Genomic DNA, 25431 nt, shown 5'->3' with positions numbered 1-25431 from the left:
TACGCGAACGCTGTTCGCCACGTCTCCCGAACAGTGTTCGCGCGATCGACTAGGCTGCGAGACATGTCACCGACCCCGCAGGAACGGCGCGCAGCGCGGCACGGCACCGCTCCGAGCTCCCCCGCGGCCCGGCGCGGCCCCTCCGGCGGCCGCAAGAAGCCGATCACCGTGGACGCGATCATCGACGCGGCGTTCGCCCTCGTGGCGAGCGAGGGCTACGAGGCCCTGACGATGCGCCGCGTGGCGACGGCCCTGGAGACAGGACCGTCCTCGCTCTACGCCCACGTGGTCAACAAGGAGGACCTGGACGAGCTGCTCATCGGCCGGCTCTGCGCCGCCGTCACGCTCCCCGAGCCCGACCCGGACACCTGGCGCGCCCAGCTCGTCGACGTCCTCACCCAGCTGCGCGACCAGTACCTGCGCTACCCGGGCATCTCCCGGGCCGCCTTCGCCGCCGCCCCCTCCAACCAGGACACCCTCCGGGTCGGCGAGGGCCTGCTCGCGATCCTGCTCGCCGGCGGCATCCCCGCGCAGGCCGCCGCCTGGGCGATCGACTCGCTCTCCCTGTACGTCAACGCGTACAGCCTTGAGGTCTCGCTGGCGCGGCGCCGCCGCACGCGCGGCGACGACGACTCCTGGGTCGTCAGCCGCGAGGAACTCCTGCGCCGCTTCGCCGCGCTCCCCGACACCTTCCCGCACTCCAAACGACACGCGGAGGAGCTCACGGCGGGCACGCTCCACGACCGCTTCGACTTCACGCTCAGCCTGATGCTCGACGGCCTGACGGCGACGGCGGAACGGGCCCGCTGACCCGGCCGAGCCGCGCCCCTCGGCGGCCTCCTACCCCTCGGCCACCACCACGGCGGACGCCACCCCCGCGTCATGGCTGAGCGACACGTGGAACCCCGTCACGCCCAGCTCCGCCGCCCGCGCGGCCACCGTCCCCGTCACCCGCAGCCGCGGCTGCCCGCTCTCCTCGACCCACACCTCGGCGTCCGTCCAGCGCAGCCCGGCGGGCGCGCCGAGCGCCTTGGCGACGGCCTCCTTCGCGGCGAACCGGGCGGCGAGCGAGGCGGCGCCGCGCCGCTCCCCGCTGGGCAGCAGCAGTTCGCCGTCCAGGAAGAGCCGCCCGGCCAGGCTCGGCGTACGCTCCAGCGACGCCGCGAACCGCTCGATCTCGGCCACGTCGATACCGACCCCGATGATGCTCATGCAGCAGACCTTACGGTCGGCCGCCCGCCACCCGGTCCCGCGCCTCCCGTACGAGCTCCAGGTACTCGATCTCCTCGCAGCGCGGCTTGCTGCCGAAGCGGTAGAGGTCGAGGCAGTCGTCCAGATCCTCGACGATGTCCTCGTCGGGCAGATCGAGCGCGAGCTCACTGCCGACGTGGCTCGCCCAGTCGTCCACGGCATACGCCTCGACCGGCCTGCGGCGACCGAATCTCGGCACACGAAGCACGGACTTCACAGACATCAGGGACCCCCTCCCGTCCCGCGGGCAGTGTCGCGCCCCACGGGTGTCCGCAAGCTATCGCCGCCACCACGTAAGGTCCATGCCTGTGTCAGACCTGTGACGGAACGGGGAGGCCGCCCCCACCCGGCGTGACACACCCCACCTGCCGCTCCGGGCCACACAGCCGTAACAATGAACTGTGATCTCTCCGGTCTCCGAGTCCAAGACACAAGCGACCTCCAGGAGCACCCACCGGCAGAAGCCGGAGGTGACTCCCTACGTCGACCTCACCCGCACCGAATGGAGCGCACTGCGCGACAAGACGCCACTGCCGCTGACCGCCGAGGAACTGGAACGGCTGCGCGGCCTCGGTGACGTGATCGACCTGGACGAGGTCCGCGACATCTACCTGCCGCTGTCCCGCCTCCTGAACCTGTACGTGGGCGCGACCGACGGCCTGCGCGGCGCGCTCAACACGTTCCTCGGCGAGACCAACAAGAAGGCCGCCCAGTCCGGGACGCCCTTCGTCATAGGAGTCGCCGGCTCCGTCGCCGTCGGCAAGTCGACCGTCGCCCGCCTCCTCCAGGCCCTGCTCTCCCGCTGGCCGGAACACCCGCGCGTCGAGCGCGTCACCACCGACGGCTTCCTGCTCCCCACCAAGGAGTTGGAGGCCCGCGGCCTGATGTCGCGCAAGGGCTTCCCCGAGTCGTACGACCGCCGCGCCCTGACCCGCTTCGTCGCCGACATCAAGGCCGGCAAGGACGAGGTCACCGCGCCCGTCTACTCGCACCTGATCTACGACATCGTGCCCGGCGAACAGCTCGTCGTGCGCCGCCCCGACATCCTCATCGTCGAGGGCCTGAACGTGCTGCAGCCCGCGCTGCCCGGCAAGGACGGCCGCACCCGCGTCGGCCTCGCCGACTTCTTCGACTTCAGCGTGTACGTCGACGCGCGCGCCGAGGACATCGAGTCCTGGTACCTCAACCGCTTCCGCAAGCTGCGCGCGACGGCCTTCCAGGACCCGTCCTCGTACTTCAGGAAGTACACCCAGGTCTCCGAGGAGGAGGCGCTCGACTACGCGCGCACGACCTGGCGCACCATCAACAAGGTCAACCTCCTGGAGAACGTGGCCCCGACGCGCGGCCGCGCCGGTCTCGTCATCCGCAAGGGCCCGGACCACAAGGTGCAGCGGCTGCGGCTGCGCAAGCTGTGACCGTTGCTGTGGAAACGACGGTGTGCTGTTAAAAAGACGGCATGCTGCATCTGCGCCTCATCACCCCGTCCGACACCACGGACGACGTGGTGCGTCTGATCGAGGGGACAACCGGGACGACCCACCTCGTGGTCCTGCCGGACGCCGCCCGCAATCCGTCGGGCGACGTCGTCATGTGCGATGTCGCCCGCGAGGCCGGTGACGAACTCATCGGCGGGCTGCGGAAGTTGGGCCTCGACAGGTCGGGCTCGATCTCCGTCGAGAACATCGACCTGTCGCTGTCGCTGCGCGCCGACAAGGCCGAGGAGGAGGCGCCGGGCGAGGGCGCGGACGCGGTGCTGTGGGAGCAGCTCTCGGACGCCACGCACGAGGAGTCCACGCTCACCATCACGTACGTGGCGTTCTTGGGTCTCGCCACGATGATCGCGGCGTGCGGTGTCGTGCTCGACAACGCGATCCTGATCGTGGGCGCCATGGCGGTCGGCCCGGAGTTCGGCCCGCTCGCCGGCTTCTGCACGGCCCTGGTGCGCAAGGCGCCGCGCCTGGCGTGGCGTTCCCTGGTCGCCCTGCTCGTCGGCTTCGCGGTGGCGATGGTGGTGACGGTGGGCTTCAGCTACTTCATGGACGCCGTGCACCTGTTCAGCGAGGGCAAGTTGGAGGGCGACCGCCCCAACACCGGGTTCATCTGGGCACCCGACTGGCTCTCGTTCGTCGTGGCCGTCCTCGCGGGCGCGGCCGGAACGCTGTCGCTGACCTCGTCGAAGTCCGGGGCGCTGGTGGGCGTCGCCATCTCGGTGACCACGGTCCCGGCGGCGGCGAACGCGGCGGTGGCGCTGAGCTACGGCGACATGAAGCAGACGTCGGGCTCGACCCAGCAGCTCCTGCTGAACCTCCTGGGCATCGTCCTCGCCGGTACGTTCACGCTCCTCGCCCAGAAGTACCTCTGGGCGAGGAAGCGGGAACGTACGGCGAAGAAGCCGGCCCAGGCCTAGCCCAGCGCCGACTTCACGACGTCGGCCAGGCGCTCCGCGACGGACCGGGCCTGCGCGATGTCCGCGGCCTCGACCATCACGCGCACCAGCGGCTCCGTACCGGAGGAGCGCAGCAGCACCCGCCCGGTCGCGCCGAGTTCGCGCTCCGCGTCCGCGACGGCCGACCGCAGCTCCTCGGACGTGGTGACGCGGGACTTGTCCACGTCCGGCACGTTGATGAGCACCTGCGGCAGCCGCTCCATGACGCCCGCGAGGTCCTTGAGCGTCCGCCCGGTCTGCGCGACGCGCGCCGCGAGCAGCAGGCCGGTCAGGGTCCCGTCTCCGGTCGTGGCGTGGTCGAGCACGATCACGTGCCCGGACTGCTCGCCGCCGAGTGCGTACCCGTTCTCCTTCATGTTCTCCAGGACGTACCGGTCGCCGACGGCGGTCTGTACGAGGGTGATGCCCTCGCGCTCCATCGCCAGCTTCAGGCCCAGGTTCGACATGACGGTCGCGACCAGCGTGTTGTCCCGCAGGACGCCGCGCTCCTTCATGTCGAGCGCGAGCACCGCCATGATCTGGTCGCCGTCGACCTCGGACCCGGTGTGGTCCACGGCCAGGCAGCGGTCGGCGTCGCCGTCGTGCGCGATGCCGAAGTCGGCCTTGTGCTCGACGACGGCGGCCTTGAGGAGGTCGAGGTGGGTCGACCCGCAGCCGTCGTTGATGTTCAGCCCGTCCGGGTCGGCGCCGATCGTGACGACCTCGGCGCCCACGCGCGTGAAGGCCTCAGGGGAGACCCGCGAGGCCGCGCCGTGCGCCTCGTCGAGGACGATCTTCAGGCCCTCGAGCCGGTTCGGCAGTACGCCCACGAGGTGCGCGATGTACTGGTCGAGCCCCTCGTCGTACGACTTCACGCGGCCGACACCGGCACCGGTCGGGCGGCTCCACGGGGCGCCGGTGCGGTGCTCCTCGTAGATCGCCTCGACCCGGGCCTCCAGGGCGTCGTCCAGCTTGTGGCCGCCGCGGGCGAGGAACTTGATGCCGTTGTCCGGCATGGCGTTGTGGCTCGCGGAGAGCATCACGCCGAGGTCGGCGCCGAGCGCACCCGTCAGGTACGCCACCGCGGGCGTCGGCAGCACGCCGACACGCAGCACGTCGACTCCGGCGCTGGCCAGGCCCGCGACGACCGCGGCCTCCAGGAACTCGCCGGAGGCACGCGGATCTCGGCCGACCACGGCCACCGGGCGATGGCCCTCAAAACTGCCGTCCCGCCCGTCACCCGACCGCCGCCCCGGCACGACGGGGCTTCGCCCCGACCCCTCTTCTCCCAGAACGTGCGCCGCCGCGACCGACAGGCCGAGCGCCAGCTCCGCCGTCAGGTCCGCGTTGGCGACACCGCGCACACCGTCCGTGCCGAAGAGTCCCACTTGATGTCCTCCGTACCTTCACGTCGTCATAAGCCGAACGCCCCGGCGGCACGATACGTGCCGCCGGGGCGAACGGGGAAAGAAGCAGGCCGCGGAATTTAGCGCTTGCTGTACTGCGGGGCCTTGCGGGCCTTCTTGAGACCGGCCTTCTTGCGCTCGACCGCACGGTCGTCGCGGCGGAGGTAGCCGGCCTTCTTGAGGGCGCCGCGGTTGTTGTCCACGTCGGCCTCGTTCAGCGCGCGGGCGACGCCCAGGCGCAGGGCACCGGCCTGGCCGGAGACACCGCCACCCGCGATGCGGGCGACGACGTCGTAGCGGCCGTCGAGCTCGAGCACCTTGAAGGGCTCGTTGACTTCCTGCTGGTGGACCTTGTTCGGGAAGTAGTCCTCGAGCGTGCGCCCGTTGACCTTCCACTTGCCCGTGCCCGGGATGATGCGAACGCGCGCGATGGCGTTCTTGCGGCGGCCCAGGCCGGCGGCCGGCTGCGGGTCACCGAAGCGGGCCGCGTTGGACTCCGAGGTGTACTCGCCCTCGACGGGGGCGTCGGACTCGGTGGTGTAGCTCTCGACGTCGACGATCTCTTCGACCGGCGTCTCGGCAGTGGTCTCGGCCACGATTCTCCTCAGCTTTTCTTCAGTCTTAGGGGGTGGCCGGAATTACTGCGCGACCTGGGTGATCTCGAACGGCACCGGCTGCTGGGCAGCGTGCGGGTGCTGGTCGCCCGAGTAGACCTTCAGCTTCGAGAGCATCTGACGGCCGAGCGTGTTGTGGGGAAGCATGCCCTTGATGGCCTTCTCGACGGCCTTCTCCGGGTTCTTGTCCAGCAGCTCGTCGTAACGGACCGAACGGAGGCCGCCCGGGTAGCCGGAGTGGCGGTAGGCCATCTTCTGGCTCCGCTTGTTGCCGGACAGGTGCACCTTGTCGGCGTTGATGATGACGACGAAGTCGCCCATGTCCATGTGCGGCGCATAGGTCGGCTTGTGCTTGCCGCGCAGGAGGCTGGCGGCGGTGGTCGCCAGACGGCCCAGGACGACGTCCTGGGCGTCAATGACGTGCCACTGGCGAGAGATGTCGCCGGGCTTGGGGCTGTACGTACGCACGGTCGTATGCCTTCACTTCTTCAGAGGTGGAGTCTCCCCCAGCTCTCGAGGAGCTCGGGGACGGGTCCTGACACACGGCACCGCTGAAGCGATCATGCAGCTGGGGCTCACAAAGGCCGGGGACGCTAACCCGTATGCGAGCCACTGGTAACTGCTCCAGGGAACCTACGTAAGGGCCCTTCGCGTGAGAACGACCAAGCCAATACGTATAACAACGATCGAGAATACCCGCGCTGGCCCGTACGGGTCAAAACGCGGGGCCTCCGGAAGCCCCGGCGGCCTGGTATCACGCTGCGTCGTGTCCCTCCACGGTAACGCGCCCAAACCCGTCACAGCTCCGCCACGGACGAGGCCCCTGCCACACCGGAGCGAACCTCTAAGATGCGCCCCATGAGTTTTGGGCAAGGGGGATCCCCGTGGGGGCCCAGCAACGACGATTCGACCCCTGACTGGGCTTCGCTCGCGGAGGCGTCGGAGGCACGCGCGCGCAAGAAGCGCTGGATGATCATCGGGGGCGCCGTGGTCGCGACGCTCGCGGTCGGTTCGGCGGTCGCCTGGGGCATCGTCTCGGCGAACAGCAAGAACGACGCCGCGAACAAGCCGGCCGACCAGCTGCCGAGCACGGCCAGCATCCCCAGCGAGGGCAAATCGGGCGGCCCGTCCTTCGACGCGACGACGCCGCCGCCCCCGCTCGACCCGAACGACTTCATCAACAGCGCCGCCAAGGACAAGGCCCCGCTCACCGCGGACACCCTCTTCCCCGGCAAGAAGCTGACCTTCGGTGACCGCGTCTACACGAAGGGCGCCACGGCCCGCACCACGGACTGCTCCTCGGCCGCGCAGAAGGGCCTGACCTCCGTCCTCACCGGCAACGACTGCAAGCAGCTGATCCGCGCCACGTACTACAAGGGCGACTCCGCGGTCACCATCGGCGTCGCCGTCTTCAACTCCAAGGCCCAGGCCGCGAAGGCCAAGGACCAGTACGACTTCGACGGCACGGTCGTCTCCCTCCCCGGCTCCGGCGTCCCCTCCTTCTGCCGCACCACGGTGTGCCGCCAGACCGCCAACTCGGTGGGCCGCTACGCCTACTTCACCAACGGCGGCCTCACCAACGGCAAGGACGCCACGAAGCAGGACACCACGGTCTTCTCCCTCGGCGACGACCTCCAGGAATTCACCTTCCAGCAGATCAAACGCCGCGGCGAAGCACAGGCGTCGGCGGCGGCGCAGGCGGGCTGAGCGCGCCCGGGGGGGCGTTTGTCGCGGCGCAGCCGCGCGGTGACACAACACAACACAACAGAGATTGATGAGGGGGGGCCTCATGCACAGCACACGCAGGCTGTTTCTGGGCGCGTTCACGGCGGGGGCCGTGTCGGTCGTCGCGGGCGCGGGGGACGCGGCGGCGGCGTGGCCCTGAACGTGGACTCCACGAACCCGGACAACTCCGCGATGTACCTGTCCGGCACGGAGAAGGACCGCGGCACGCTCAAGGTCACGCACAGCGGCTACCCGGACGGTTCGGACGCGGGCGCGGCCGCGGTCTCCATCGACCTGCAGACCCCGGGCGCCCAGAACGGATCGGGCGGCACGGCCGCCCAGGGCATCCTCGTCCGGGCCTCCCACGGCCCGACCACGGGCAACCTCATCACTCTGCGCAACAACGGGGTCGACGACTTCGTGGTCAAGGGCAGCGGGCGCGTCGGCATCGGCGTCGAGATCGGCGCGACTCCGGGCGCCCGGCTCCAGATCGCCCAACGGGACGCCTCCATCGGCCTGTTGATGGTGGCGAACCCCGACCCCAAGAGCCGGCTCGTCGAGTTCCGCGACGCGCAGGGGGTCGCGAGGATCCGCGTGCTCGGCAGCGGCGGTCTCGCCGCGCACAACGCCCAGTTCGGCGTCAACGAGGCGGAGTCGTACGGCGGCGGCGACGGCGTCATCGGCATCCACAACGCCACCCACGCCCCGGACTCGAACCCGACGAACGGCGGGGTGCTGTACGCCGAGGGCGGGGCCCTCAAGTGGCGGGCCCCCACCGGCCGCGTGACCGTGCTCGCGGAGACCTGACCCGCAGAGGGGCCCGACTCATGGAACTGACCGCCGACCAGCTCGTATCCGAGTTCCAGGACGCCGTCATGGAGCTCTACTTCGCCCGCAAGCGCATCGCCGCCCTGGAGGCGGAGAACCAGGCCCTTCGCTCCCGCCTCCCCCAGGACGGCGCCACTGTCACCGAGGACTGACCGCTACGCGTCACTTCCCCGGCAGCGTGTTCACGTACCGCGTACCGGCGGCGGCGAAGTCGGCCGCCGCCTTCGCCGCGCCGCCCGGGGAGACGGCCTTGCCGGACGTGACGTACAGCCAGTCGACGTCGACCCCCCAGGAGCGCTTCCCCTTGAAGGGGAGGTCGACGAACCAGTTGCTGAAGTTGATGTTCATCGCTTCCCGCGGGAAGTACAAACTCCCGCTGGTGAACAGGGCCTTGCCGTCCACCGAGTAGGTGACCTTGCCGTCGACGGCGGTCATGGCCAGAGTGTGCCAGCCGGCCAGCGTCAACTCGTGGGGCTTGGTGACCCGGCTCTGCGCGTCGAGCTCTCCGTCCCGCCAGCTGGTCGTGTCCAGGATCGGGCCGTAGCGCCCCCAACCGCCGTTCGGCATGTACTCGAAGTCGAGTTCGCTGTATTTCTTCGACGCGTGATCCGGGGAGATCGCGAAGAAGGACTGGGAGACGTGGTCGCCGTCCCGGCCGCTCACCGGCTTGTCACTGAGGTGTACACGAGCGACGACGGTGCCCTCGCGGAACATGGGCCGCGCTGTGTGCAGTTCGGACTGCAGCGTGCCCTTCTTCGTACCGTCCGTGCCTGCCTCCAAGCGCAGCGCCTGCCCACCGTCCTTGCCCTCCCCCGCGGGGAACGTGATGCCCTTCGCCGACCAGGAGTCCTCGATGCCCGGCCCGCCCTCACCACGGCGCACCGCCCAGCCGTTGGCGGCGAGTGCCGGGTCCCGGGGCCCGGTATAGGAGAAGTCGTCGAACAGGACTCCCGCGGGAACTCGCGCGGGGGCGGCAGCCGACCCCGCGCCCGCGCTTCGGCCGGCGTCCGGGCCGTCTCCACCGGGTGCTTCGCCCCACACGCGGGTTCCGTCCAGGTAGGCTGTGATCCGCTCGGACTCCTGATACGTCGTCATCGAGGCGTCGAACGAGTAATCGTCCGACTGGTCCAGCTTCTTGTGGTCGACGCGGTACAGCTGGAGGCCGATCGCCTCGGTCGTCCCGCCGGGCTCAAGGGTTCCGGCCGCACCGGTGAAGCCGACCTCCAGATAGTGGTCGGCCTTGGGATCCGGATCGCGTTCGGCGGCCGTGCGCTGGATGACGCTAGAGCAACCGAGCGATGTGCGTACGCAGTTGGCCGCGAACTCGACCCCGTCGTCGGCCTTGTAGTGGTAACGCACGGTGACCCCGGTGAGGTCCACGGACCTGTCGGACGTGTTGACGACTTCCACCCACGGCTTCGCGACGTCCGTCCTGGCCGGGCTTTCGGTGCGGTAGCGAACGGTGAGCGCCTCCTCGGCCCCCTGAGCGTGCGACCACCACCGGAAGGCCACGACGCCACCGGCAGCGAGAAGGACCACCACGAGTGCGCCTATGAGGAGATTCCATCCCCGGCGGGGCGGTTTACGACGACGGGTCACGAAACACCCCGAATTCCATGGCTGGCTATCGAGGCCGAATCCTAAGCGCATCTTCACCAAACCCTCCAGACCCCTCCCTCCCGTAAGACATCACGCGTGAACTTCCTCACGGCCACATCGCACAACCTGTGCCGGAATTACCCGAACTGACATTATTTGCGGCGCAAAAACGGACGATAGGTAACTACTTGATGCCCCATTAGGGCCGCCCCTGCACCTTTCTTCCGCCCCTCCTCAAACCCTCAACTACCAGATGCGCGTGGGGTATCTTCACGTTCGCCTTCGCACTTTCCACACAACGTGGGGGCGTTGTCTCAGGAGTGAGAAGAGGGGTAGGGGGATCGTCTTGTCCGCCACGATGACGGGCTCGGAGGATGCTGAGTATCAGCCCTCAACGCGCAGTCGACACCGAAGAGGACGCGGCGGATACGGGCACACCGTCAAGTCCCCGACGACGATGGTCTATGGGACCGTCGTCCTGGTTCCCGCGCGAAACGAAGAGGTCGGGGTCCTCACCTCTCTGAAGTCCCTGTCCGGTCAGTCCCGTCGCCCAGATCTGATCGTCGTGGTGGTCAACAACTCGACCGACCGCACCGAGGACTACGCGCTCCAGTTCGCCGAGGACGAGCGCACCCCGCCGACCGTCGTGCTGAACTTCCCGGACAATCCACACAAGAAGGCGGGCGCCCTCAACTACGGCCTGAACTGGCTCAGGGAAGCCGTCGGTGGCCGACTCAACGGCCGAGTGGGCCACATCCTCGTCATGGACGCCGACACCGAACTCCACCCCCGCTTCATCGAGCGCGCCCGCAACGTCATCGCGTCCGCCCCCGACATAGGCGGGGTCAGCGCCGCCTGCCTCGGCCGCACCGACCTCTGGCGCAACCCCTGGCAGCGGTTTCTGCTCGGCATGCAGATCATCGAGTACGGCCGGGCCGCCAACGCGCGCTACCGCAGGGACGTCCACACCATGTCGGGCGCCGGCTCCTTCTACCGCGCCGAGGCCCTGCAGGGCCTGATCGACTGGCGGGGCGAGGTGTTCTGGGAGGACCACCGCAACCTCGTCGAGGACTACGAGACCACGCTGGCGCTCAAGGAGTCCGGCTGGAAGGTCACGGCCAACCAGCTCTGCATCGCGTACACCGACCTCATGCCCACCCTGCGGGAGCTGATCCAGCAGCGCGAGCGGTGGAGCCGAGGAACCGTCGACGCCCTGCGCCGCCGCGGCTGGACCAAGTTCACCTGGCATTCGATCATCACGATGGTGCTGGGTCTGTTCGGCTTCGCATACATCTTCGTCTGGGGCGGCCGGCAATTGCTCGCCGCGGCCGAGTACAGCCTCACCACCCACCCGCTGCTGTGGGCGCTGTTGGGATTCTGGATCATCTACCCGGCGCTACGGGTACGGAATCTGGGCTGGAAGGCGATGCTCGTCGAAGCCGTGCTGATTCCCGAGCTGGTCTACACCGTCGTACGGGCGTACTGGCTCGTCTCGTCCATTCTCAAGTCCTATGTGACCCGCGTGTCCGCCTGGAAATAGCCGGAAGCAGACCCAGAACAAAATGAATACCCTCCGGGGCCTTGGAGCCTGCGCGGTTCTCGCCGGCATTGCCTACACCGTCACCAAGGTGACCCAGGTCGACACGATCGTCCTCGGCTTCACCGTGGTGGCGGTCGCCCTCACCGTGATCGGCTGGATGCTGTCCGTCAGACGTCGCCGCCATGACCGCCGGGTGGCCCGCGGCCGCCGACGGGCCCGCCGCACCTGACGTACCCGTTGCCGGCTCAGGCGTAGTACCCCATCGCCTCCTGCACCGTCAGCACCTCGATACCTCGCTTGTCGATCTCCCGCATCAGACGGTCGAGGCCCTTTGTGCTCAGCTCCGTACTGACCGCGGGCGCGCCCTCAACGATGCGGTGCAGACACAGGATGAGCCAGTCGCCACCGAGCGCGCACCGGTCCAACGGGCCCCCTGCATCGACCAGTTCGGAGAGTGTCTCGCCGCCGAGCTTCGAGCCGTCGTTGACCCCCGTCAGTGCCTTGAGGCGGTACGGCATCGCCGGAGCGAAGCTCTCGGACGTCTCGGAGATGATGGACCGCGCCGTGGTGAAGTGCCGGGCGGCGAGCAGGTCGACGGGCACCCCGTCGCGGGTCTTCCGGAACGCCCCGTGCGGATAGGCGAAGTGCTCGCTGGTGAAGCCATTGGACACCAGCCACTCGCGCAGCTTGCGGAAGTCGTCGTCGACCTCCTTCGCCGTGAGCTCGGGATAGCTCTTGTCGTGGGCCTTGAGCGAGTACGCGTGTCCGGCCATCTCCCACCCGGACGAGTCCTGCAAAGAGCGCATCTGCCCCACCGTCATGAAGGGCTCGGCCCCTATCGCATCAGCGATGTTGTACAGCGTGCCCGGCATCGCGTACCGGTCCATGACCGGGCGGGCGAGGTCGTGCACCGACCTGTGCGAATCGTCGAAGGTGATCGACACGACGCCCTTCGGGAACACGTCCGTGGTGTCCGGCACCAGCTCAACGGCTTGCAGGTGGTACGTCATCGCCCCCTTGCCGTCGTCGTACACACCGAACGACATGTCGGTGAAGCCGGACCGGACCGACGGCACACCACGCGACGAGAGCGCGCACCGGCCGGCCGCCCCGGAGACGTCCGCCCACTGCAGATGGACCGTCACCCATTCCCCGGACTGCACGTAGTTGGCGCCCTTGGCGGCATGGTGATGGAAGGCCCAGCTGAAGTTGTCCTTCAGCTCTCGACTGCCAAGGTAGAACTCCATCCGGTCCAGGTGGGCCGTGTCGTCGACCCGCAGGACGAGCCGGATCATCCTGCCCTTGAGATCCACCGGCTCCATGCCGGTGCGGCGCACGAAGGACTGCACGCCGTCGCCGTGGGTGGTGACCCGGCACGACCGGTCGCCGCGGGTGAAGACCTCGGTGTCGGAGAGTTCGGCGGAGGCCGTGCCCGCACCGCCGGGCCGCCACTCGTGCCCCTCCTGGAACTGCTCGCTCCAGGTCGCTCTCCGGTGACGGGGACGGCGCCCGCTCGGGGCGTACGTCGGGACGGTCAGGTCCCCCGCCGCGGTGCCGGAGCCGTCGAGGGCCAAGGCTCCCGTGCCTTCCGGCTCCGCAGCCGGCAGCACCAGGTCCTTGCCCAGCACACCGGCGGCGGCCCCACCGGCGGTGAGCAGGCCTCCCGCTCCCATCAGGCCCAACGCGGAACGCCGACCGATCCCGGCCCCTGGCTCCCGTCCGGCGGTGGTCGACGCCGAACGCTTCCTGGCTCTGCTCAATGCGGCTCCTCGCTCGCAGCGGACGCGACCGCGGGCGACACCCTCGGGACCGCCGTCTCCCCATGGGCGCGACCGGGTACGTAAAGGTGAGTGTCGCCGCGACACGACGGCCTCGCTGTCCCCCCAAGGAGCCCGCATCGAGTCACCTCACCGGTGCACTGCCCCGGCGGATGCCGCGTGCGAGGCATCGTCGGAGCGAAGTCTAACCACGCGCCTCCGCCCCACGTATGTCTCAAACAACACCTTCCGCCCCAGCCCCACAAGCCCCCCGGCTCAGCAGCAGCCCGCCCCCGGCAACGTCCTCTTGTTCCGCGCCTCAAGATTCCGCGCCGCCAGCAACTCGTCGGCGGGGTAACCAACTTCCTCCAACGTCAGCCCATGCGGCCGCACCACATGCACCGCGGAGTCCCGCACACCGGCCGCAAGTACCTTGCCGGGCCAGTCACTTGGCCGATGCCCGTCCCCCACGAACAACAACGCCCCGATCAACGACCGCACCATGTTGTGGCAGAACGCGTCGGCCCGCACGGTCGCCGTGACGACCCCGTCCTCGCCCCGCACCAGGCTCAGTTCCTGCAGCGTACGAATGGTGGTGGCGCCCTCGCGCTTCTTGCAGTACGCCGCGAAGTCGTGCTCGCCGAGCAGCGCCCCGGCCGCCGCGTTCATGGCGTCGACGTCCAACGGCCAGTCGTGCCACAGGACATGACCACGCAGCAGCGGATCGACGCCGCCCGGATGATCCGTCACCCGGTACGCGTACCGCCGCCAGATCGCCGAGAACCGCGCGTTGAACCCGCCCGGCGCCTCGGCCACCGACCACACCCGGACATCCTTCGGCAGCCGCCCCGCGAGCCGCTTCAGCAGCTTCTCCCGGTGCTCGCCCCAGACCTCCGACGGCAGGTCCACGTGGGCGACCTGGCCCCGCGCGTGCACCCCGGAGTCGGTCCGCCCGGCCACCGTCAGGTCGTACGTCACATCGCCGGACCGCGTCACCGTACGCAGCGCGTCCTCGATCTCCCCCTGCACGGTCCGCCGCCCGGAGGCCTGCTTGGCCCACCCGGAGAAGTCCCGGCCGTCGTACGACACGTCCAGCCGCAGCCGCACGAAGCCGTCGGCCACCTCATCACTCACAAGCACAGTCCTCACTGCGAAATACGGAGAAACGGAAAGCGGGCCCGCCCCGAAAGGGCGGACCCGCTCACACACAAGGCGTCAGCCTCAGGCGTCCTTGGACTCCTCGGCCGGAGCCTCGGCGGCCTCGGCCGGAGCCTCGGTCTTCGCCTCGGCGGCCTCGGCGTCCTTGGCGGCACGCTTGGTGGCGGCCTCGGCCTCACCGGCGGCCTGCTGCTGCACCGTCAGCGCCTCGACCAGCTCGATGACGGCCATGGGCGCGTTGTCGCCACGGCGGTTACCGATCTTGGTGATGCGGGTGTAGCCACCCGGACGGTTCTCGTAGCGCGGACCGATCTCGGTGAAGAGCGTGTGGACGACGCTCTTGTCCGTGATGACCTGGAGCACCTGACGGCGGTTGTGAAGGTCGCCCTTCTTCGCCTTGGTGACCAGACGCTCCGCGTACGGACGCAGACGACGGGCCTTCGCCTCGGTCGTCGTGATCTTGCCGTGCTCGAAGAGGTTCTTCGCGAGGTTCGCGAGGAGCAGCTTCTCGTGCGCGGCGCTGCCGCCCAGACGGGCACCCTTGGCGGGCTTCGGCATGATGTTTCTCCTTGGTGTCTGCCCTGGCCGTATCAGGTACCAGAGTCAGTATCCGAGCGAGCGGGATTGCCCGTCGGAGACCCGCGCCCCGTTCAGGGGCGCGGGGAACTGCGCAACCGCAACCACGGCTCCGCAGCGCTCAAGTCACCCGCCGAAGCGGAGCGACTCAGTACTGCTCGGTCTCCACGAAACCCGCGTCCGCGTCGTCGTCGGCGCCGAAGGCGTCCGCGGCGGCGGTCGGGTCGAATCCGGGAGGCGAGTCCTTCAGCGCGAGACCCATGCCGGCGAGCTTGGCCTTGACCTCGTCGATCGACTTCGCACCGAAGTTGCGGATGTCGAGCAGGTCGGCCTCGGAGCGGGCGACGAGCTCACCCACGGAGTGGATGCCCTCGCGCTTGAGGCAGTTGTACGACCGAACGGTGAGCTCCAGCTCCTCGATCGGCAGCGCCAGATCGGCGGCGAGCGCGGCGTCCGTCGGGGACGGACCCATGTCGATGCCCTCGGCGTCGATGTTCAGCTCGCGGGCGAGACCGAACAGCTCGACGAGGGTCTTACCAGCCGAAGCCATGGCGTCACGCGGGCGCATGGCCTGCTTGGTCTCGACGTCGACGATCAGCTTGTCGAAGTCGGTGCGCTGCTCGACACGCGTGGCCTCGACCTTGTACGTGACCTTGAGAACCGGCGAGTAGATCGAGTCGACCGGGATGCGCCCGATCTCCTGACCGACCTGCTTGTTCTGGACGGCGGAGACGTAGCCGCGACCGCGCTCGACGGTCAGCTCCATCTCCAGCTTGCCCTTGCCGTTGAGCGTGGCGAGGACGAGGTCGGGGTTGTGCACCTCGACACCGGCCGGCGGCGCGATGTCGGCGGCGGTGACCAGACCCGGGCCCTGCTTGCGCAGGTACATGACGACCGGCTCATCGTGCTCGCTGGAAACGACCAGCTGCTTGATGTTGAGGATCAGGTCGGTGACGTCTTCCTTGACGCCCGGCACGGTGGTGAACTCGTGCAGGACACCGTCGATACGGATCGACGTGACCGCCGCACCCGGGATCGACGACAGAAGCGTACGGCGGAGGGAGTTGCCGAGGGTGTAGCCGAAGCCCGGCTCCAGCGGCTCGATCACGAACCGGGAGCGGAACTCGTCGACGACCTCTTCGGTCAACGAGGGACGCTGAGCGATCAGCATGCTGCGAATCCTTCAGTCAGGGGCACCCACTATTTGATGCCCTGAGGCCACCAGGCGAAGCCTGATGTTGTTCTGTCAAGGGTACGGGCGGTACGCCCCAAAAGAGCCGTACCGCCCGGAAACCCTGGTCGAAACGCGACGCGTCAGACGCGGCGGCGCTTCGGGGGACGGCAGCCGTTGTGCGGCGTCGGCGTGACGTCCTGGATCGAGCCGACCTCGAGGCCGGTCGCCTGCAGGGAGCGGATGGCGGTCTCACGACCGGAACCCGGGCCCTTGACGAAGACGTCGACCTTGCGCATGCCGTGCTCCTGGGCGCGGCGGGCAGCCGACTCGGCGGCCATCTGCGCGGCGAACGGCGTGGACTTGCGGGAGCCCTTGAAGCCGACGTGGCCGGCGGAGGCCCACGAGATCACGTTGCCGGTCGGGTCCGTGATGGACACGATCGTGTTGTTGAACGTGCTCTTGATGTGCGCGTGGCCGTGAGCGACGTTCTTCTTTTCCTTGCGACGCACCTTCTTGGTGGCGCCCTGACGACCCTTGGGGGGCATGTCGTTCTCCTACGGGAGGTGGTCGGTCCTACAGCGAAGACCGCTGGACGGCGAGTCCGCTGTGGACTACTTCTTGCCCGGCTTCTTCTTACCGGCGATGGCGCGACGCGGGCCCTTGCGGGTACGGGCGTTCGTGCTGGTGCGCTGGCCGTGGACCGGCAGGCCGCGACGGTGACGCAGACCCTGGTAGCAGCCGATCTCGACCTTGCGGCGGATGTCGGCCTGGATCTCGCGACGGAGGTCACCCTCGGTCTGGAAGTTCTGGTCCACGTACTCACGGATCTTCACGAGGTCTTCCTCGGAGATGTCGCGAACGCGGATGTTGCGGTCGACACCGATGGCGTCCAGCGTCTGCTGGGCGCGCGTACGGCCGATGCCGAACACGTAGGTGAGGGCAACCTCAATGCGCTTCTCGCGCGGGAGGTCAACACCTTCAACGCGTGCCATTTATGGCTCCTGTTGATTCTTCGGAGGTCTGTAGCAGAACCACTCCCAGCCGCCGTCCCCATTGTTTTCCCAATGGGTTGGTACGAGCTGAGTCCTCGGCCTCCGACCGAAGGTGTCGCCACGGTGGTGATCACCACCGCCGGCGGGTCCTGCATATGTACTCAATGTGCTGCGTCGCGCGAACTCTGCGAACGAACTGCAGTAAAGGGGTTCTGGATCAGCCCTGGCGCTGCTTGTGGCGCGGGTTGTCGCAGATCACCATGACCCGACCGTGACGGCGGATCACCCTGCACTTGTCGCAGATCTTCTTGACGCTCGGCTTGACCTTCATGTGGTGAGGTTCTCCGGGTCAGTTGCCGGCAGCCCGCCGAAGCGGGATTCGGGCAAGATCTACTTGTACCGGTAGACGATCCGGCCACGGGTCAGGTCGTACGGAGACAGCTCCACCACGACCCGGTCGTCAGGGAGGATGCGGATGTAGTGCATGCGCATCTTGCCGCTGATGTGTGCCAGGACCTGGTGGCCGTTCTGGAGCTCGACCTTGAACATGGCGTTCGGCAGAGACTCGACGACAGTGCCCTCGATCTCGATGGCACCTTGCTTCTTGGCCACGCTTCGCCCTTCGAATCGACTACCTTGATCAACTCTCGCTGGACGCATGGAGACATGCGCATACACGAGAGCCGACGAGTCAGTCTACGTCAGTACCCCCGGAAAGACGAATCTCGTGATTCTGCCCCACCCGGAAGATCATTAAGCGACGACGCCCCGGCCCATAGAGCCGCTGCGGCGATTGAGCAGCGGGGCCCGGGGCGGAGCCCCGCGACCGCGCCCCGTGCCGGCGCACCCGTTATGGCACCTACGCCAGCGGGTCCGGCGCCGCCGTCACGCCCAGCTCCGCGAGCTTCGCCTTGCCGCCGTCCGGCGACGTAAGAACCAGCGGACCGTCCTCCGTGAGCGCCACCGAGTGCTCCCAGTGCGACGACCACGTCCCGTCCGTCGTAATGACGGTCCAGTCGTCCGACAGCGTCTCCGTCTTCGGCGTCCCGAGCGACACCATCGGCTCGATGGCGAGGCAGAACCCGGGCACCAGCTTCGGCCCCTTGCCGCGCCGCCGCTCGACGTAGTTCAGCAGATGCGGGTCCATGTGCATCTCGGTGCCGATGCCGTGCCCGCCGTAGTCCTCGACGATCCCGTACTTGCCACCGCCCGGCTTGGGCTGGCGCCGGATGTACGTCTCGATGGCGCGCGAGATGTCCACCAGCCGGTTGCCCTGCTTCATCGCCGCGAGCCCGGCCCACATCGACTCCTCGGTGACCCGGGACAGCTCGACCAGCTCCGGGGAGTGACCGGACCCGACGAAGGCGGTGTACGCGGCGTCGCCGTGCCAGCCGTCGATGATCGCGCCCGCGTCGATGGAGATGATGTCGCCGTCTTCCAACACCACGTCGTCGCTCGGGATGCCGTGCACCACGACCTCGTTCTTCGAGGTGCAGATCGTGGCGGGGAAGCCTCCGTAGCCGAGGAAGTTCGACTTCGCGCCGTGCTCGGCGAGCACCTTGCGGGCGACCTCGTCCAGGTCCTTGGTGGTCGCGCCCGGCACGGCCGCCTCACGGGTCGCGGCATGGACAGCCGCGACGACAAGCCCCGCCTCCCGCATCTTGCGAATCTGGTCGGGGGTCTTGATCTGCACCATGGGGGCCTGCGCTCTCCGTCATCCGGTACGAGGGTCACGTACGTCCGGTAGTCCACTTCCCACCAACACTAAGGCCGCGATCCCCCCGACGGGGAACCGCGGCCTCAGGCACGTACTACTGAGAGGAAGGGCTCAGCGCCCCAGGGCCTCCATGGCCCGCGCCGTGACCTCCTCGACCTTGCCGAGGGCGGAGATCGTCACGACGAGCCCCTGCTCACGGTAGTAGTCGATGATCGGCTCGGTCTGCGTGTGGTAGACCTCGAGCCGCTTGCGCACGGTCTCTTCCTTGTCGTCGTCGCGCTGGTACAGCTCGCCGCCGCAGGTGTCGCAGACACCCTCGGTCTCGGGCTGCTTGTACGCGACGTGGAAGACGTGCGCCGAGTCGTTGCGGCAGATGCGGCGGCCCGCGATGCGCTTGACCACCTCGTCCTCGGGGACCTCCAGGTCCAGGACCGCGTCCAGCTTCACGTCGTCGGCCTTGAGGGCGACGTCGAGCGCCTCGGCCTGCGAGACGTTGCGCGGGAAGCCGTCGAGCAGGAAGCCGTTCACGGCATCCGGCTGCTCCATGCGGTCCTTGGCCATCCCGATGGTGACCTCGTCCGGGACGAGCTGGCCGGCGTCCATGTAGGACTTGGCCTGCTTGCCGAGATCCGTGCCCTGGCTGATGTTGGCACGGAAGAGGTCGCCCGTGGAGATGTGCGGAATCGACAGATTCTTGGCCAGGAACGCGGCCTGCGTTCCCTTGCCGGCACCGGGCGGCCCGACGAGGACGATTCGCATCAGCGGAGGAACCCTTCGTAATTGCGCTGCTGGAGCTGGCTCTCGATCTGCTTCACCGTCTCCAGGCCCACACCCACGATGATCAGGATGCTCGTACCACCGAACGGGAAGTTCTGGTTTGCCCCGAAACCAACCAACGCCATCGTCGGCACGAGAGCGATCAGGCCCAAATACAGCGAACCCGGCCAGGTGATCCGGTTGAGCACGTACGAAAGGTACTCAGCGGTCGGTCGGCCAGCCCGGATGCCCGGGATGAAGCCACCATACTTCTTCATGTTGTCGGCGACTTCCTCGGGGTTGAACGAGATCGCCACGTAGAAGAAGGCGAAGAACACGATCAAGAGGAAGTACGTGACGATGTAAATCGGGTGATTTCCCTTGGTCAGGTGGTCGTCGATCCAGACCTTCCAGTCGGAATCGCCTCCCGCGAACTGCGCGACCAGGGCCGGGATGTAGAGCAGCGACGACGCGAAGATGACCGGGATCACACCGGCCTGGTTCACCTTGAGCGGGATGTACGTGGACGTACCGCCGTAGGAACGACGACCGATCATGCGCTTCGCGTACTGCACCGGGATACGGCGCTGGGCCTGCTCGACGAAGACCACCAGGGCGACCATGACGAGGCCGACCAGGATGACCGTGCCGAACTCGATCCAGCCGTCGGCCAGCGAGCCCTGCTTCTTGATGGCCCACAGGGCGGACGGGAAGGTGGCGGCGATCGAGATGAACATCAGGATCGACATGCCGTTGCCGATGCCGCGGTCCGTGATCAGCTCGCCGAGCCACATCATCACGCAGGTGCCGGCGGTCATCACGATCACCATCGTGATGGTGACGAAGATCGACTGGTCGGGCACGATCTCGCTGGCGACGGGGCACCCCTGGAACAGGGCGCCGGTGCGGGCGGTGGCGACGAGACCCGTGCCCTGAAGGATGGCGAGCGCCACGGTCAGGTAGCGGGTGTACTGCGTGATCTTCGCTGTACCGGCCTGACCCTCCTTCTTGAGAGCTTCGAGGCGCGGGATCACCACGGTGAGCAGCTGCAGAATGATGCTCGCGGTGATGTACGGCATGATGCCGAGCGCGAAGATCGTGATCTGCAGCAGCGCGCCACCGCTGAACATGTTGACCAGACCGAACAGGCCGGAACTCGAGCTGGCCTGGTCCATGCACGTCTGGACGTTCGTGTAATCGATGCCGGGAATCGGCACATGTGCGCCGAGCCGGTAGATCACGATGATGCCCAGCGTGAAGAGCAGCTTCTTGCGCAGGTCGGGCGTCTTGAACGCCCGGGCGAACGCGGTGAGCACGGTGCCTCCTGCGACCCCCGCGCGCGTGCGCCAGAGGTGACGGTCTTGAGGATTCGACAAATACGTAAACGGTCTAACGGCCAAGTACCGGGATTGGTGCCGGGGGCACACTGAGCCCGGAACTTAACAGCGGACGCCACCTTACCGGCGTAACTGCCCCCCTTGGAACGACCAACCGGGGATGCCCCTTATGTGGGGCATCCCCGGTATGGGATCGCTCAGGTCATTGAGCCACTGTCTGGGTTCAGACGAGCTCGGTGACCGTACCGCCGGCGGCGGTGATCTTCTCCTTGGCGGAGCCGGAGACGGCGTCGACCGTCACCTGCAGCGCCACGGAGATCTCGCCCTGGCCCAGGACCTTGACGAGGCTGTTCTTGCGCACGGCGCCCTTGGCGACGAGACCCTCGACCGTGACCTCGCCACCCTCGGGGTAGAGCGAAGCCAGCTTGTCCAGGTTCACGACCTGGAACTCGGTCTTGAACGGGTTCTTGAAGCCCTTCAGCTTCGGGAGACGCATGTGGAGGGGCATCTGGCCACCCTCGAAGCGCTCCGGAACCTGGTAACGGGCCTTCGTACCCTTGGTACCGCGACCTGCCGTCTTACCCTTCGACGCCTCACCACGACCGACACGGGTCTTGGCGGTCTTGGCGCCGGGGGCCGGACGGAGGTTGTGGATCTTGAGCGGGTTCTGCTCACCCATGATCAGTCGACCTCCTCGACCGTCACGAGGTGGCGGACGGTCTGCACCATGCCGCGGAACTCGGGGCGGTCCTCCTTGACGACCTGCGTGTGGATGCCCTTGAGACCAAGGGAGCGCAGGGTGTCACGGTGGTTCTGCTTGCTGCCGATGTACGACTTCGTCTGCGTGATCTTGAGCTGCGCCATTACGCACCAGCCCCGGCACGCGCACGCAGCAGGGCCGCGGGAGCGACGTCCTCGAGGGGCAGACCACGGCGAGCCGCGATCTCCTCGGGACGCTGCAGACCACGCAGGGCCTCCACCGTGGCGTGCACGATGTTGATCGCGTTGTCGGAGCCGAGCGACTTCGACAGGATGTCGTGAACGCCGGCGCACTCGAGCACGGCGCGCACCGGGCCACCGGCGATAACACCGGTACCGGGGGACGCGGGCTTGAGCAGCACGACGCCGGCAGCCTTCTCACCCTGGATCGGGTGCGGGATGGTGCCCTGGATACGGGGGACCTTGAAGAAGTGCTTCTTGGCCTCCTCAACACCCTTGGCGATGGCGGCCGGCACCTCCTTGGCCTTGCCGTAACCGACACCCACGGTGCCGTCACCGTCGCCCACTACGACGAGCGCAGTGAAGCTGAAGCGACGACCACCCTTCACAACCTTGGCGACGCGGTTGATCGCGACAACGCGCTCAACGTACGCGGTCTTCTCGGCGGCGTTGCCACCGTCGCGACCCTTCCGGTCCCGCCGCTCGCCGCCACCGGCACCGCCACCGCGGCGCTGGGGTCCAGCCATTGGAATTACCTCTCTCTGTTTCCGCTAGCTACGGAACCGGCTCAGAACTTCAGTCCGGCTTCGCGGGCGGCGTCCGCCAGGGCAGCGATGCGCCCGGCGTACTGGTTACCACCACGGTCGAACACGACAGCCTCGACACCGGCGGCCTTGGCGCGCTCGGCGACCAGGGCGCCGACCGACTTGGCCTGCGCGGACTTGTCGCCCTCGCCACCGCGGATCGAGGTGTCCAGGGTCGAGGCCGACGCGAGGGTGTGACCCTTCACGTCGTCGATGACCTGGGCCACGATGTTGCGGTTGGAACGCGTCACGACCAGGCGCGGGCGCTCGGCCGTACCCGAGATGTGCTTACGGATACGGATGTGGCGGCGCTTGATGGCCGCACGCTTGTAAGCGTCGCCCTTAGCGATCTTCTGACCGTATGCCATGGCTTACTTACCCGCCTTTCCGACCTTGCGGCGGATGACTTCGCCTTCGTACTTGACGCCCTTGGCCTTGTACGGGTCGGGCTTGCGCAGCTTGCGGATGTTGGCCGCAACCTCGCCGACCTTCTGCTTGTCGATGCCCTCGACCGAGAACTTGGTCGGACCCTCGACCTTGAACGAGATGCCCTCGGGCGCCTCGACCAGGATCGGGTGGCTGTAGCCGAGCGAGAACTCCAGGTTGGAGCCCTTCGGGACAACGCGGTAACCGACACCGCTGATCTCGAGCTTCTTCACGTAACCCGTGGTCACGCCGGTGATCATGTTCGCCACCAGCGTGCGGGACAGGCCGTGGAGGGCCTTGTTCTCACGCTCTTCGTTGGGGCGGGTGACGTTCAGGACGCCGTCCTCACCCTTGGCGATCTCGATCGGCGCCGCAACGGTGTGGCTCAGGGAACCCTTGGGGCCCTTGACCGAAACCGTCTGGCCGTCGATGGTGACGTCCACGCCGGCGGGAACCGTGATGGGGAGCTTGCCAATACGCGACATAGCTGTTTCCTCCTGTTCCCTTCCGCTACCAGACGTAGGCGAGGACTTCCCCACCCACGCCCTTCTTGCCTGCCTGCTGGCCGGTCAGGAGACCGTGCGACGTGGAGATGATCGCCACGCCCAGGCCGCCGAGGACCTTCGGCAGGTTGGTGGACTTCGCGTAAACGCGCAGACCCGGCTTGGAGATGCGCTTGATGCCGGCGATCGAACGCTCACGGTTCGGGCCGAACTTCAGCTCCAGGACGAGGTTCTTGCCGACCTCGGCGTCCTCGACCTTCCAGCCGGTGATGAAACCCTCCTGCTGGAGGATCTCGGCGATGTGCGACTTGATCTTGCTGTGCGGCATCGACACGGTGTCGTGGTATGCCGAGTTCGCGTTCCGCAGACGCGTAAGCATGTCTGCGATCGGATCAGTCATGGTCATGAATTGGCCTTCGGCCTCTCTCGCCGGGGTTTCCTGTATGCGCCATCCCTCTCCCCACACAGGGGCGGGACGGGTGCGGCGCGGGGACCTACGGCGTAGTAAGTCGGTCAGGGCGGCAGAAGCGCCCAACTCTCCTAGCCTAAGCCATGGGAGCTGGGGCCCCTGCCGTCCCTCTACTTACCGAGAGATCCGGGCAATCCCAACTAAGGGACTACCAGGAGCTCTTGGTCACGCCCGGCAGCTCGCCACGGTGAGCCATCTCACGAAGGCACACGCGGCACAGGCCGAACTTGCGGTACACGGAGTGCGGGCGGCCGCAGCGCTGGCAGCGCGTGTAGCCCCGGACACCGAACTTCGGCTTACGAGCAGCCTTGGCAATAAGAGCCTTCTTCGCCATCTCGCTTACGCCTCCTTGAACGGGAAGCCGAGGTGACGAAGGAGGGCGCGGCCCTCGTCGTCGTTGGTCGCCGTGGTGACCACGGTGATGTCCATACCCCGGACGCGGTCGATCTTGTCCTGGTCGATCTCGTGGAACATGACCTGCTCGGTGAGACCGAAGGTGTAGTTGCCACGGCCGTCGAACTGCTTGGGGGACAGACCACGGAAGTCGCGGATGCGCGGCAGCGCGAGCGACAGGGTGCGGTCCAGGAACTCCCACATGCGGTCGCCACGGAGCGTGACGTGGGCACCGATCGGCTGACCCTCACGCAGCTTGAACTGCGCGATGGACTTGCGAGCCTTGGTGATGGCCGGCTTCTGGCCGGTGATCGTCGTGAGGTCACGGACGGCACCGTCCATGAGCTTCGAGTCACGGGCGGCGTCGCCGACACCCATGTTCACGACGACCTTCACGAGACCGGGGATCTGCATGACGTTCTCGTACGAGAACTCGTCCTGCAGCTTCGCCGTGATCTCCTCGCGGTACTTCGTCTTCAGACGCGGAGTGGTGGTGGTCGTCATCAGATGTCCTCACCCGTCCGCTTGGCAACGCGGATCTTGTTGCCCTCGTCGTCGAAGCGGTAACCGACACGCGTGACAACCTTGTTGCCGTCCTTCTCCACGACCAGCTGGACGTTGGAGACGTGGACGGGGGCCTCGGTCGTCACGATGCCGCCGGCCTGCGAGCCGGTGGCCGTGGGGCCGGCCTTCGTGTGCTTCTTGACCCGGTTGACACCCTCGACGAGGACGCGCTCCTGGCGCGGGTAAGCGGCAATCACCTTGCCCTGCTTGCCCTTGTCCTTACCGGTGATGACCTGGACCAGGTCGCCCTTCTTGATCTTCATGCTTACAGCACCTCCGGCGCGAGCGAGATGATCTTCATGAACTTCTTCTCGCGCAGCTCACGGCCGACGGGGCCGAAGATACGGGTGCCGCGAGGGTCGCCGTCGTTCTTCAGAATGACGGCGGCGTTCTCGTCGAAGCGGATGTACGAGCCGTCGGGACGACGGCGCTCCTTGACGGTGCGAACGATGACCGCCTTGACGACGTCACCCTTCTTCACGTTGCCACCGGGGATCGCATCCTTGACGGTGGCGACGATGACGTCACCGATGCCCGCGTAGCGGCGACCCGAGCCACCGAGAACACGGATGGTGAGGATTTCCTTCGCACCCGTGTTGTCGGCGACGCGAAGTCGCGACTCCTGCTGGATCACGTCTATCTCCTGAATGTCTGCCGGTTCCCGGCAGGGGCGTCTCTCTTACGAGAGGTGGCCCCTG

35 protein-coding genes are annotated in these 25431 nt (G+C 67.6%); 8 read left to right on the top strand and 27 right to left on the bottom strand.

Annotated elements, in window-relative coordinates; genetic code table 11:
• The first annotated feature begins 63 nt into the window (after positions 1-63).
• The gene (locus tag RBJ65_RS02640; protein ID WP_306320998.1) at positions 64-810 is read left to right on the top strand and encodes a TetR/AcrR family transcriptional regulator; all 747 of its coding nucleotides are present in this window, start codon (positions 64-66) and stop codon (positions 808-810) included.
• Positions 811-840: 30 nt separating this feature from the next.
• Here the strand turns inward: RBJ65_RS02640 and RBJ65_RS02635 are convergent, their stop codons facing one another.
• Together RBJ65_RS02635 and RBJ65_RS02630 are read right to left on the bottom strand one after the other, a co-directional pair.
• The gene (locus RBJ65_RS02635; RefSeq protein ID WP_306320997.1) at positions 841-1212 is read right to left on the bottom strand and encodes a holo-ACP synthase; all 372 of its coding nucleotides are present in this window, start codon (positions 1210-1212) and stop codon (positions 841-843) included.
• 10 nt (positions 1213-1222) lie between these two features.
• Positions 1223-1474, bottom strand: coding sequence for a hypothetical protein (locus RBJ65_RS02630; RefSeq protein ID WP_306320996.1), 252 nt, complete (start codon positions 1472-1474; stop codon positions 1223-1225).
• Positions 1475-1652: 178 nt separating this feature from the next.
• On the opposite strand from RBJ65_RS02630, the gene coaA reads away from it, so the two are divergent.
• Together coaA and RBJ65_RS02620 are read left to right on the top strand one after the other, a co-directional pair.
• On the top strand, positions 1653-2666 hold the full coding sequence (gene coaA, locus RBJ65_RS02625; protein ID WP_372341354.1) for a type I pantothenate kinase: 1014 nt from the start codon (positions 1653-1655) through the stop codon (positions 2664-2666).
• Positions 2667-2707: 41 nt separating this feature from the next.
• Positions 2708-3658 (top strand): DUF389 domain-containing protein, encoded by a 951-nt coding sequence (locus RBJ65_RS02620; protein WP_306320994.1) that lies wholly within the window; start codon positions 2708-2710, stop codon positions 3656-3658.
• Here the strand turns inward: RBJ65_RS02620 and glmM are convergent.
• From glmM to rplM, 3 genes are all read right to left on the bottom strand, one after another.
• Complete coding sequence (gene glmM / locus RBJ65_RS02615; protein WP_306320993.1) at positions 3655-5064, bottom strand: phosphoglucosamine mutase; 1410 nt, start codon at positions 5062-5064, stop codon at positions 3655-3657. The two genes, RBJ65_RS02620 and glmM, sit on opposite strands and share 4 nt — an antisense overlap.
• Positions 5065-5162: 98 nt before the next feature.
• Positions 5163-5678, bottom strand: coding sequence for a 30S ribosomal protein S9 (rpsI, locus tag RBJ65_RS02610; RefSeq protein ID WP_306320992.1), 516 nt, complete (start codon positions 5676-5678; stop codon positions 5163-5165).
• Positions 5679-5720: 42 nt separating this feature from the next.
• Entirely contained in the window at positions 5721-6164 is a 444-nt protein-coding gene (rplM, locus tag RBJ65_RS02605; protein ID WP_306320991.1) for a 50S ribosomal protein L13, read from the bottom strand.
• Positions 6165-6554: 390 nt separating this feature from the next.
• Between rplM and RBJ65_RS02600 the strand changes: the two genes are divergently transcribed.
• The 3 genes from RBJ65_RS02600 to RBJ65_RS02590 all read left to right on the top strand — a co-directional run bounded on the left by RBJ65_RS02600 (position 6555) and on the right by RBJ65_RS02590 (position 8401).
• On the top strand, positions 6555-7403 hold the full coding sequence (locus RBJ65_RS02600; protein ID WP_306320990.1) for a hypothetical protein: 849 nt from the start codon (positions 6555-6557) through the stop codon (positions 7401-7403).
• Positions 7404-7571: 168 nt separating this feature from the next.
• Positions 7572-8228, top strand: a complete 657-nt coding sequence (locus RBJ65_RS02595; RefSeq protein WP_306320989.1) for a hypothetical protein — start codon at positions 7572-7574, stop codon at positions 8226-8228.
• A gap of 20 nt (positions 8229-8248) precedes the next feature.
• The gene (locus RBJ65_RS02590) at positions 8249-8401 is read left to right on the top strand and encodes a hypothetical protein (protein ID WP_306320988.1); all 153 of its coding nucleotides are present in this window, start codon (positions 8249-8251) and stop codon (positions 8399-8401) included.
• Between the two features lie 10 nt (positions 8402-8411).
• Here RBJ65_RS02590 and RBJ65_RS02585 read toward each other — a convergent pair whose 3' ends face one another.
• Entirely contained in the window at positions 8412-9791 is a 1380-nt protein-coding gene (locus RBJ65_RS02585) for a cellulose binding domain-containing protein (protein ID WP_306320987.1), read from the bottom strand.
• 514 nt (positions 9792-10305) lie between these two features.
• Between RBJ65_RS02585 and RBJ65_RS02580 the strand changes: the two genes are divergently transcribed.
• Positions 10306-11388, top strand: a complete 1083-nt coding sequence (locus RBJ65_RS02580; RefSeq protein ID WP_306320986.1) for a glycosyltransferase family 2 protein — start codon at positions 10306-10308, stop codon at positions 11386-11388.
• An 88-nt stretch (positions 11389-11476) separates the two neighbouring features.
• A complete protein-coding gene (locus tag RBJ65_RS02575) occupies positions 11477-11617 on the top strand; it encodes a hypothetical protein (RefSeq protein WP_306320985.1) in 141 nt (46 codons plus the stop codon).
• A gap of 16 nt (positions 11618-11633) precedes the next feature.
• On the opposite strand, the gene RBJ65_RS02570 is transcribed toward RBJ65_RS02575, so the two are convergent.
• The 21 genes from RBJ65_RS02570 to rplN all read right to left on the bottom strand — a co-directional run bounded on the left by RBJ65_RS02570 (position 11634) and on the right by rplN (position 25367).
• Complete coding sequence (locus RBJ65_RS02570; protein WP_306320984.1) at positions 11634-13148, bottom strand: polysaccharide deacetylase family protein; 1515 nt, start codon at positions 13146-13148, stop codon at positions 11634-11636.
• A gap of 273 nt (positions 13149-13421) precedes the next feature.
• On the bottom strand, positions 13422-14279 hold the full coding sequence (gene truA / locus RBJ65_RS02565) for a tRNA pseudouridine(38-40) synthase TruA (protein ID WP_306320983.1): 858 nt from the start codon (positions 14277-14279) through the stop codon (positions 13422-13424).
• An 87-nt stretch (positions 14280-14366) separates the two neighbouring features.
• Entirely contained in the window at positions 14367-14861 is a 495-nt protein-coding gene (gene rplQ / locus RBJ65_RS02560; RefSeq protein WP_306320982.1) for a 50S ribosomal protein L17, read from the bottom strand.
• A gap of 166 nt (positions 14862-15027) precedes the next feature.
• Entirely contained in the window at positions 15028-16050 is a 1023-nt protein-coding gene (locus RBJ65_RS02555) for a DNA-directed RNA polymerase subunit alpha (RefSeq protein ID WP_003966937.1), read from the bottom strand.
• 143 nt (positions 16051-16193) lie between these two features.
• On the bottom strand, positions 16194-16598 hold the full coding sequence (rpsK, locus tag RBJ65_RS02550) for a 30S ribosomal protein S11 (protein WP_007443997.1): 405 nt from the start codon (positions 16596-16598) through the stop codon (positions 16194-16196).
• Positions 16599-16664: 66 nt separating this feature from the next.
• Positions 16665-17045, bottom strand: coding sequence for a 30S ribosomal protein S13 (gene rpsM / locus RBJ65_RS02545; protein ID WP_306320981.1), 381 nt, complete (start codon positions 17043-17045; stop codon positions 16665-16667).
• Positions 17046-17262: 217 nt separating this feature from the next.
• Positions 17263-17376, bottom strand: coding sequence for a 50S ribosomal protein L36 (rpmJ, locus tag RBJ65_RS02540; RefSeq protein WP_003974245.1), 114 nt, complete (start codon positions 17374-17376; stop codon positions 17263-17265).
• A gap of 59 nt (positions 17377-17435) precedes the next feature.
• Complete coding sequence (gene infA, locus RBJ65_RS02535; protein WP_003948620.1) at positions 17436-17657, bottom strand: translation initiation factor IF-1; 222 nt, start codon at positions 17655-17657, stop codon at positions 17436-17438.
• Between the two features lie 247 nt (positions 17658-17904).
• Positions 17905-18741: a type I methionyl aminopeptidase gene (gene map, locus RBJ65_RS02530; RefSeq protein ID WP_306320980.1), complete on the bottom strand. Its 837-nt coding sequence runs from the start codon at positions 18739-18741 to the stop codon at positions 17905-17907.
• A 132-nt stretch (positions 18742-18873) separates the two neighbouring features.
• Positions 18874-19521, bottom strand: coding sequence for an adenylate kinase (locus RBJ65_RS02525; protein WP_306320979.1), 648 nt, complete (start codon positions 19519-19521; stop codon positions 18874-18876).
• A complete protein-coding gene (gene secY / locus RBJ65_RS02520) occupies positions 19521-20834 on the bottom strand; it encodes a preprotein translocase subunit SecY (protein WP_306320978.1) in 1314 nt (437 codons plus the stop codon). The genes RBJ65_RS02525 and secY overlap by 1 nt, the downstream gene beginning before the upstream one ends.
• Positions 20835-21078: 244 nt before the next feature.
• Positions 21079-21534, bottom strand: coding sequence for a 50S ribosomal protein L15 (gene rplO / locus RBJ65_RS02515; RefSeq protein WP_306320977.1), 456 nt, complete (start codon positions 21532-21534; stop codon positions 21079-21081).
• Positions 21535-21536: 2 nt separating this feature from the next.
• Positions 21537-21719: a 50S ribosomal protein L30 gene (gene rpmD, locus RBJ65_RS02510; protein WP_306320976.1), complete on the bottom strand. Its 183-nt coding sequence runs from the start codon at positions 21717-21719 to the stop codon at positions 21537-21539.
• Entirely contained in the window at positions 21719-22321 is a 603-nt protein-coding gene (gene rpsE / locus RBJ65_RS02505) for a 30S ribosomal protein S5 (RefSeq protein ID WP_306320975.1), read from the bottom strand. The genes rpmD and rpsE overlap by 1 nt, the downstream gene beginning before the upstream one ends.
• Before the next feature lie 41 nt (positions 22322-22362).
• The gene (gene rplR / locus RBJ65_RS02500) at positions 22363-22746 is read right to left on the bottom strand and encodes a 50S ribosomal protein L18 (RefSeq protein ID WP_018528362.1); all 384 of its coding nucleotides are present in this window, start codon (positions 22744-22746) and stop codon (positions 22363-22365) included.
• Positions 22747-22749: 3 nt separating this feature from the next.
• Positions 22750-23289, bottom strand: coding sequence for a 50S ribosomal protein L6 (gene rplF, locus RBJ65_RS02495; RefSeq protein ID WP_306320974.1), 540 nt, complete (start codon positions 23287-23289; stop codon positions 22750-22752).
• A gap of 25 nt (positions 23290-23314) precedes the next feature.
• Positions 23315-23713 (bottom strand): 30S ribosomal protein S8, encoded by a 399-nt coding sequence (gene rpsH / locus RBJ65_RS02490; protein WP_306320973.1) that lies wholly within the window; start codon positions 23711-23713, stop codon positions 23315-23317.
• A gap of 211 nt (positions 23714-23924) precedes the next feature.
• Complete coding sequence (locus tag RBJ65_RS02485; RefSeq protein ID WP_003948630.1) at positions 23925-24110, bottom strand: type Z 30S ribosomal protein S14; 186 nt, start codon at positions 24108-24110, stop codon at positions 23925-23927.
• Positions 24111-24115: 5 nt separating this feature from the next.
• The gene (gene rplE / locus RBJ65_RS02480; protein ID WP_306320972.1) at positions 24116-24673 is read right to left on the bottom strand and encodes a 50S ribosomal protein L5; all 558 of its coding nucleotides are present in this window, start codon (positions 24671-24673) and stop codon (positions 24116-24118) included.
• A complete protein-coding gene (rplX, locus tag RBJ65_RS02475; protein ID WP_306320971.1) occupies positions 24673-24996 on the bottom strand; it encodes a 50S ribosomal protein L24 in 324 nt (107 codons plus the stop codon). The genes rplE and rplX overlap by 1 nt, the downstream gene beginning before the upstream one ends.
• Before the next feature lie 2 nt (positions 24997-24998).
• Entirely contained in the window at positions 24999-25367 is a 369-nt protein-coding gene (gene rplN / locus RBJ65_RS02470) for a 50S ribosomal protein L14 (protein WP_003974257.1), read from the bottom strand.
• Between the last annotated feature and the right edge of the window lie 64 nt (positions 25368-25431).

This window comes from Streptomyces sp. KL109B, from assembly GCF_030766935.1.
Taxonomy (GTDB): domain Bacteria; phylum Actinomycetota; class Actinomycetes; order Streptomycetales; family Streptomycetaceae; genus Streptomyces.
Note: the sequence above shows the minus strand (reverse complement) of the source record. Positions and strands in the feature narration are given on the sequence as shown.

What these genes read in the sequence shown, in the direction of transcription:
- rplR (WP_018528362.1), bottom strand. Translation starts at nt 22,746, where the DNA reads ATGGCATACGGTCAGAAGATCGCTAAGGGCGACGCTTACAAGCGTGCG.
- rplQ (WP_306320982.1), bottom strand. Translation starts at nt 14,861, where the DNA reads ATGCCGAAGCCCGCCAAGGGTGCCCGTCTGGGCGGCAGCGCCGCGCAC.
- RBJ65_RS02485 (WP_003948630.1), bottom strand. Translation starts at nt 24,110, where the DNA reads ATGGCGAAGAAGGCTCTTATTGCCAAGGCTGCTCGTAAGCCGAAGTTC.
- rpsK (WP_007443997.1), bottom strand. Translation starts at nt 16,598, where the DNA reads ATGCCCCCCAAGGGTCGTCAGGGCGCCACCAAGAAGGTGCGTCGCAAG.
- RBJ65_RS02580 (WP_306320986.1), top strand. Translation starts at nt 10,306, where the DNA reads ATGGTCTATGGGACCGTCGTCCTGGTTCCCGCGCGAAACGAAGAGGTC.
- rpsH (WP_306320973.1), bottom strand. Translation starts at nt 23,713, where the DNA reads ATGACCATGACTGATCCGATCGCAGACATGCTTACGCGTCTGCGGAAC.
- rplX (WP_306320971.1), bottom strand. Translation starts at nt 24,996, where the DNA reads ATGAAGATCAAGAAGGGCGACCTGGTCCAGGTCATCACCGGTAAGGAC.
- RBJ65_RS02620 (WP_306320994.1), top strand. Translation starts at nt 2,708, where the DNA reads ATGCTGCATCTGCGCCTCATCACCCCGTCCGACACCACGGACGACGTG.
- rpmJ (WP_003974245.1), bottom strand. Translation starts at nt 17,376, where the DNA reads ATGAAGGTCAAGCCGAGCGTCAAGAAGATCTGCGACAAGTGCAGGGTG.
- rpmD (WP_306320976.1), bottom strand. Translation starts at nt 21,719, where the DNA reads ATGGCGCAGCTCAAGATCACGCAGACGAAGTCGTACATCGGCAGCAAG.
- map (WP_306320980.1), bottom strand. Translation starts at nt 18,741, where the DNA reads ATGGTGCAGATCAAGACCCCCGACCAGATTCGCAAGATGCGGGAGGCG.
- RBJ65_RS02640 (WP_306320998.1), top strand. Translation starts at nt 64, where the DNA reads ATGTCACCGACCCCGCAGGAACGGCGCGCAGCGCGGCACGGCACCGCT.
- RBJ65_RS02525 (WP_306320979.1), bottom strand. Translation starts at nt 19,521, where the DNA reads ATGCGAATCGTCCTCGTCGGGCCGCCCGGTGCCGGCAAGGGAACGCAG.
- RBJ65_RS02635 (WP_306320997.1), bottom strand. Translation starts at nt 1,212, where the DNA reads ATGAGCATCATCGGGGTCGGTATCGACGTGGCCGAGATCGAGCGGTTC.
- RBJ65_RS02630 (WP_306320996.1), bottom strand. Translation starts at nt 1,474, where the DNA reads ATGTCTGTGAAGTCCGTGCTTCGTGTGCCGAGATTCGGTCGCCGCAGG.
- rplO (WP_306320977.1), bottom strand. Translation starts at nt 21,534, where the DNA reads ATGGGTGAGCAGAACCCGCTCAAGATCCACAACCTCCGTCCGGCCCCC.
- rplE (WP_306320972.1), bottom strand. Translation starts at nt 24,673, where the DNA reads ATGACGACCACCACCACTCCGCGTCTGAAGACGAAGTACCGCGAGGAG.
- rpsE (WP_306320975.1), bottom strand. Translation starts at nt 22,321, where the DNA reads ATGGCTGGACCCCAGCGCCGCGGTGGCGGTGCCGGTGGCGGCGAGCGG.
- RBJ65_RS02590 (WP_306320988.1), top strand. Translation starts at nt 8,249, where the DNA reads ATGGAACTGACCGCCGACCAGCTCGTATCCGAGTTCCAGGACGCCGTC.
- RBJ65_RS02555 (WP_003966937.1), bottom strand. Translation starts at nt 16,050, where the DNA reads ATGCTGATCGCTCAGCGTCCCTCGTTGACCGAAGAGGTCGTCGACGAG.
- rpsM (WP_306320981.1), bottom strand. Translation starts at nt 17,045, where the DNA reads ATGGCACGCGTTGAAGGTGTTGACCTCCCGCGCGAGAAGCGCATTGAG.
- RBJ65_RS02600 (WP_306320990.1), top strand. Translation starts at nt 6,555, where the DNA reads ATGAGTTTTGGGCAAGGGGGATCCCCGTGGGGGCCCAGCAACGACGAT.
- rplF (WP_306320974.1), bottom strand. Translation starts at nt 23,289, where the DNA reads ATGTCGCGTATTGGCAAGCTCCCCATCACGGTTCCCGCCGGCGTGGAC.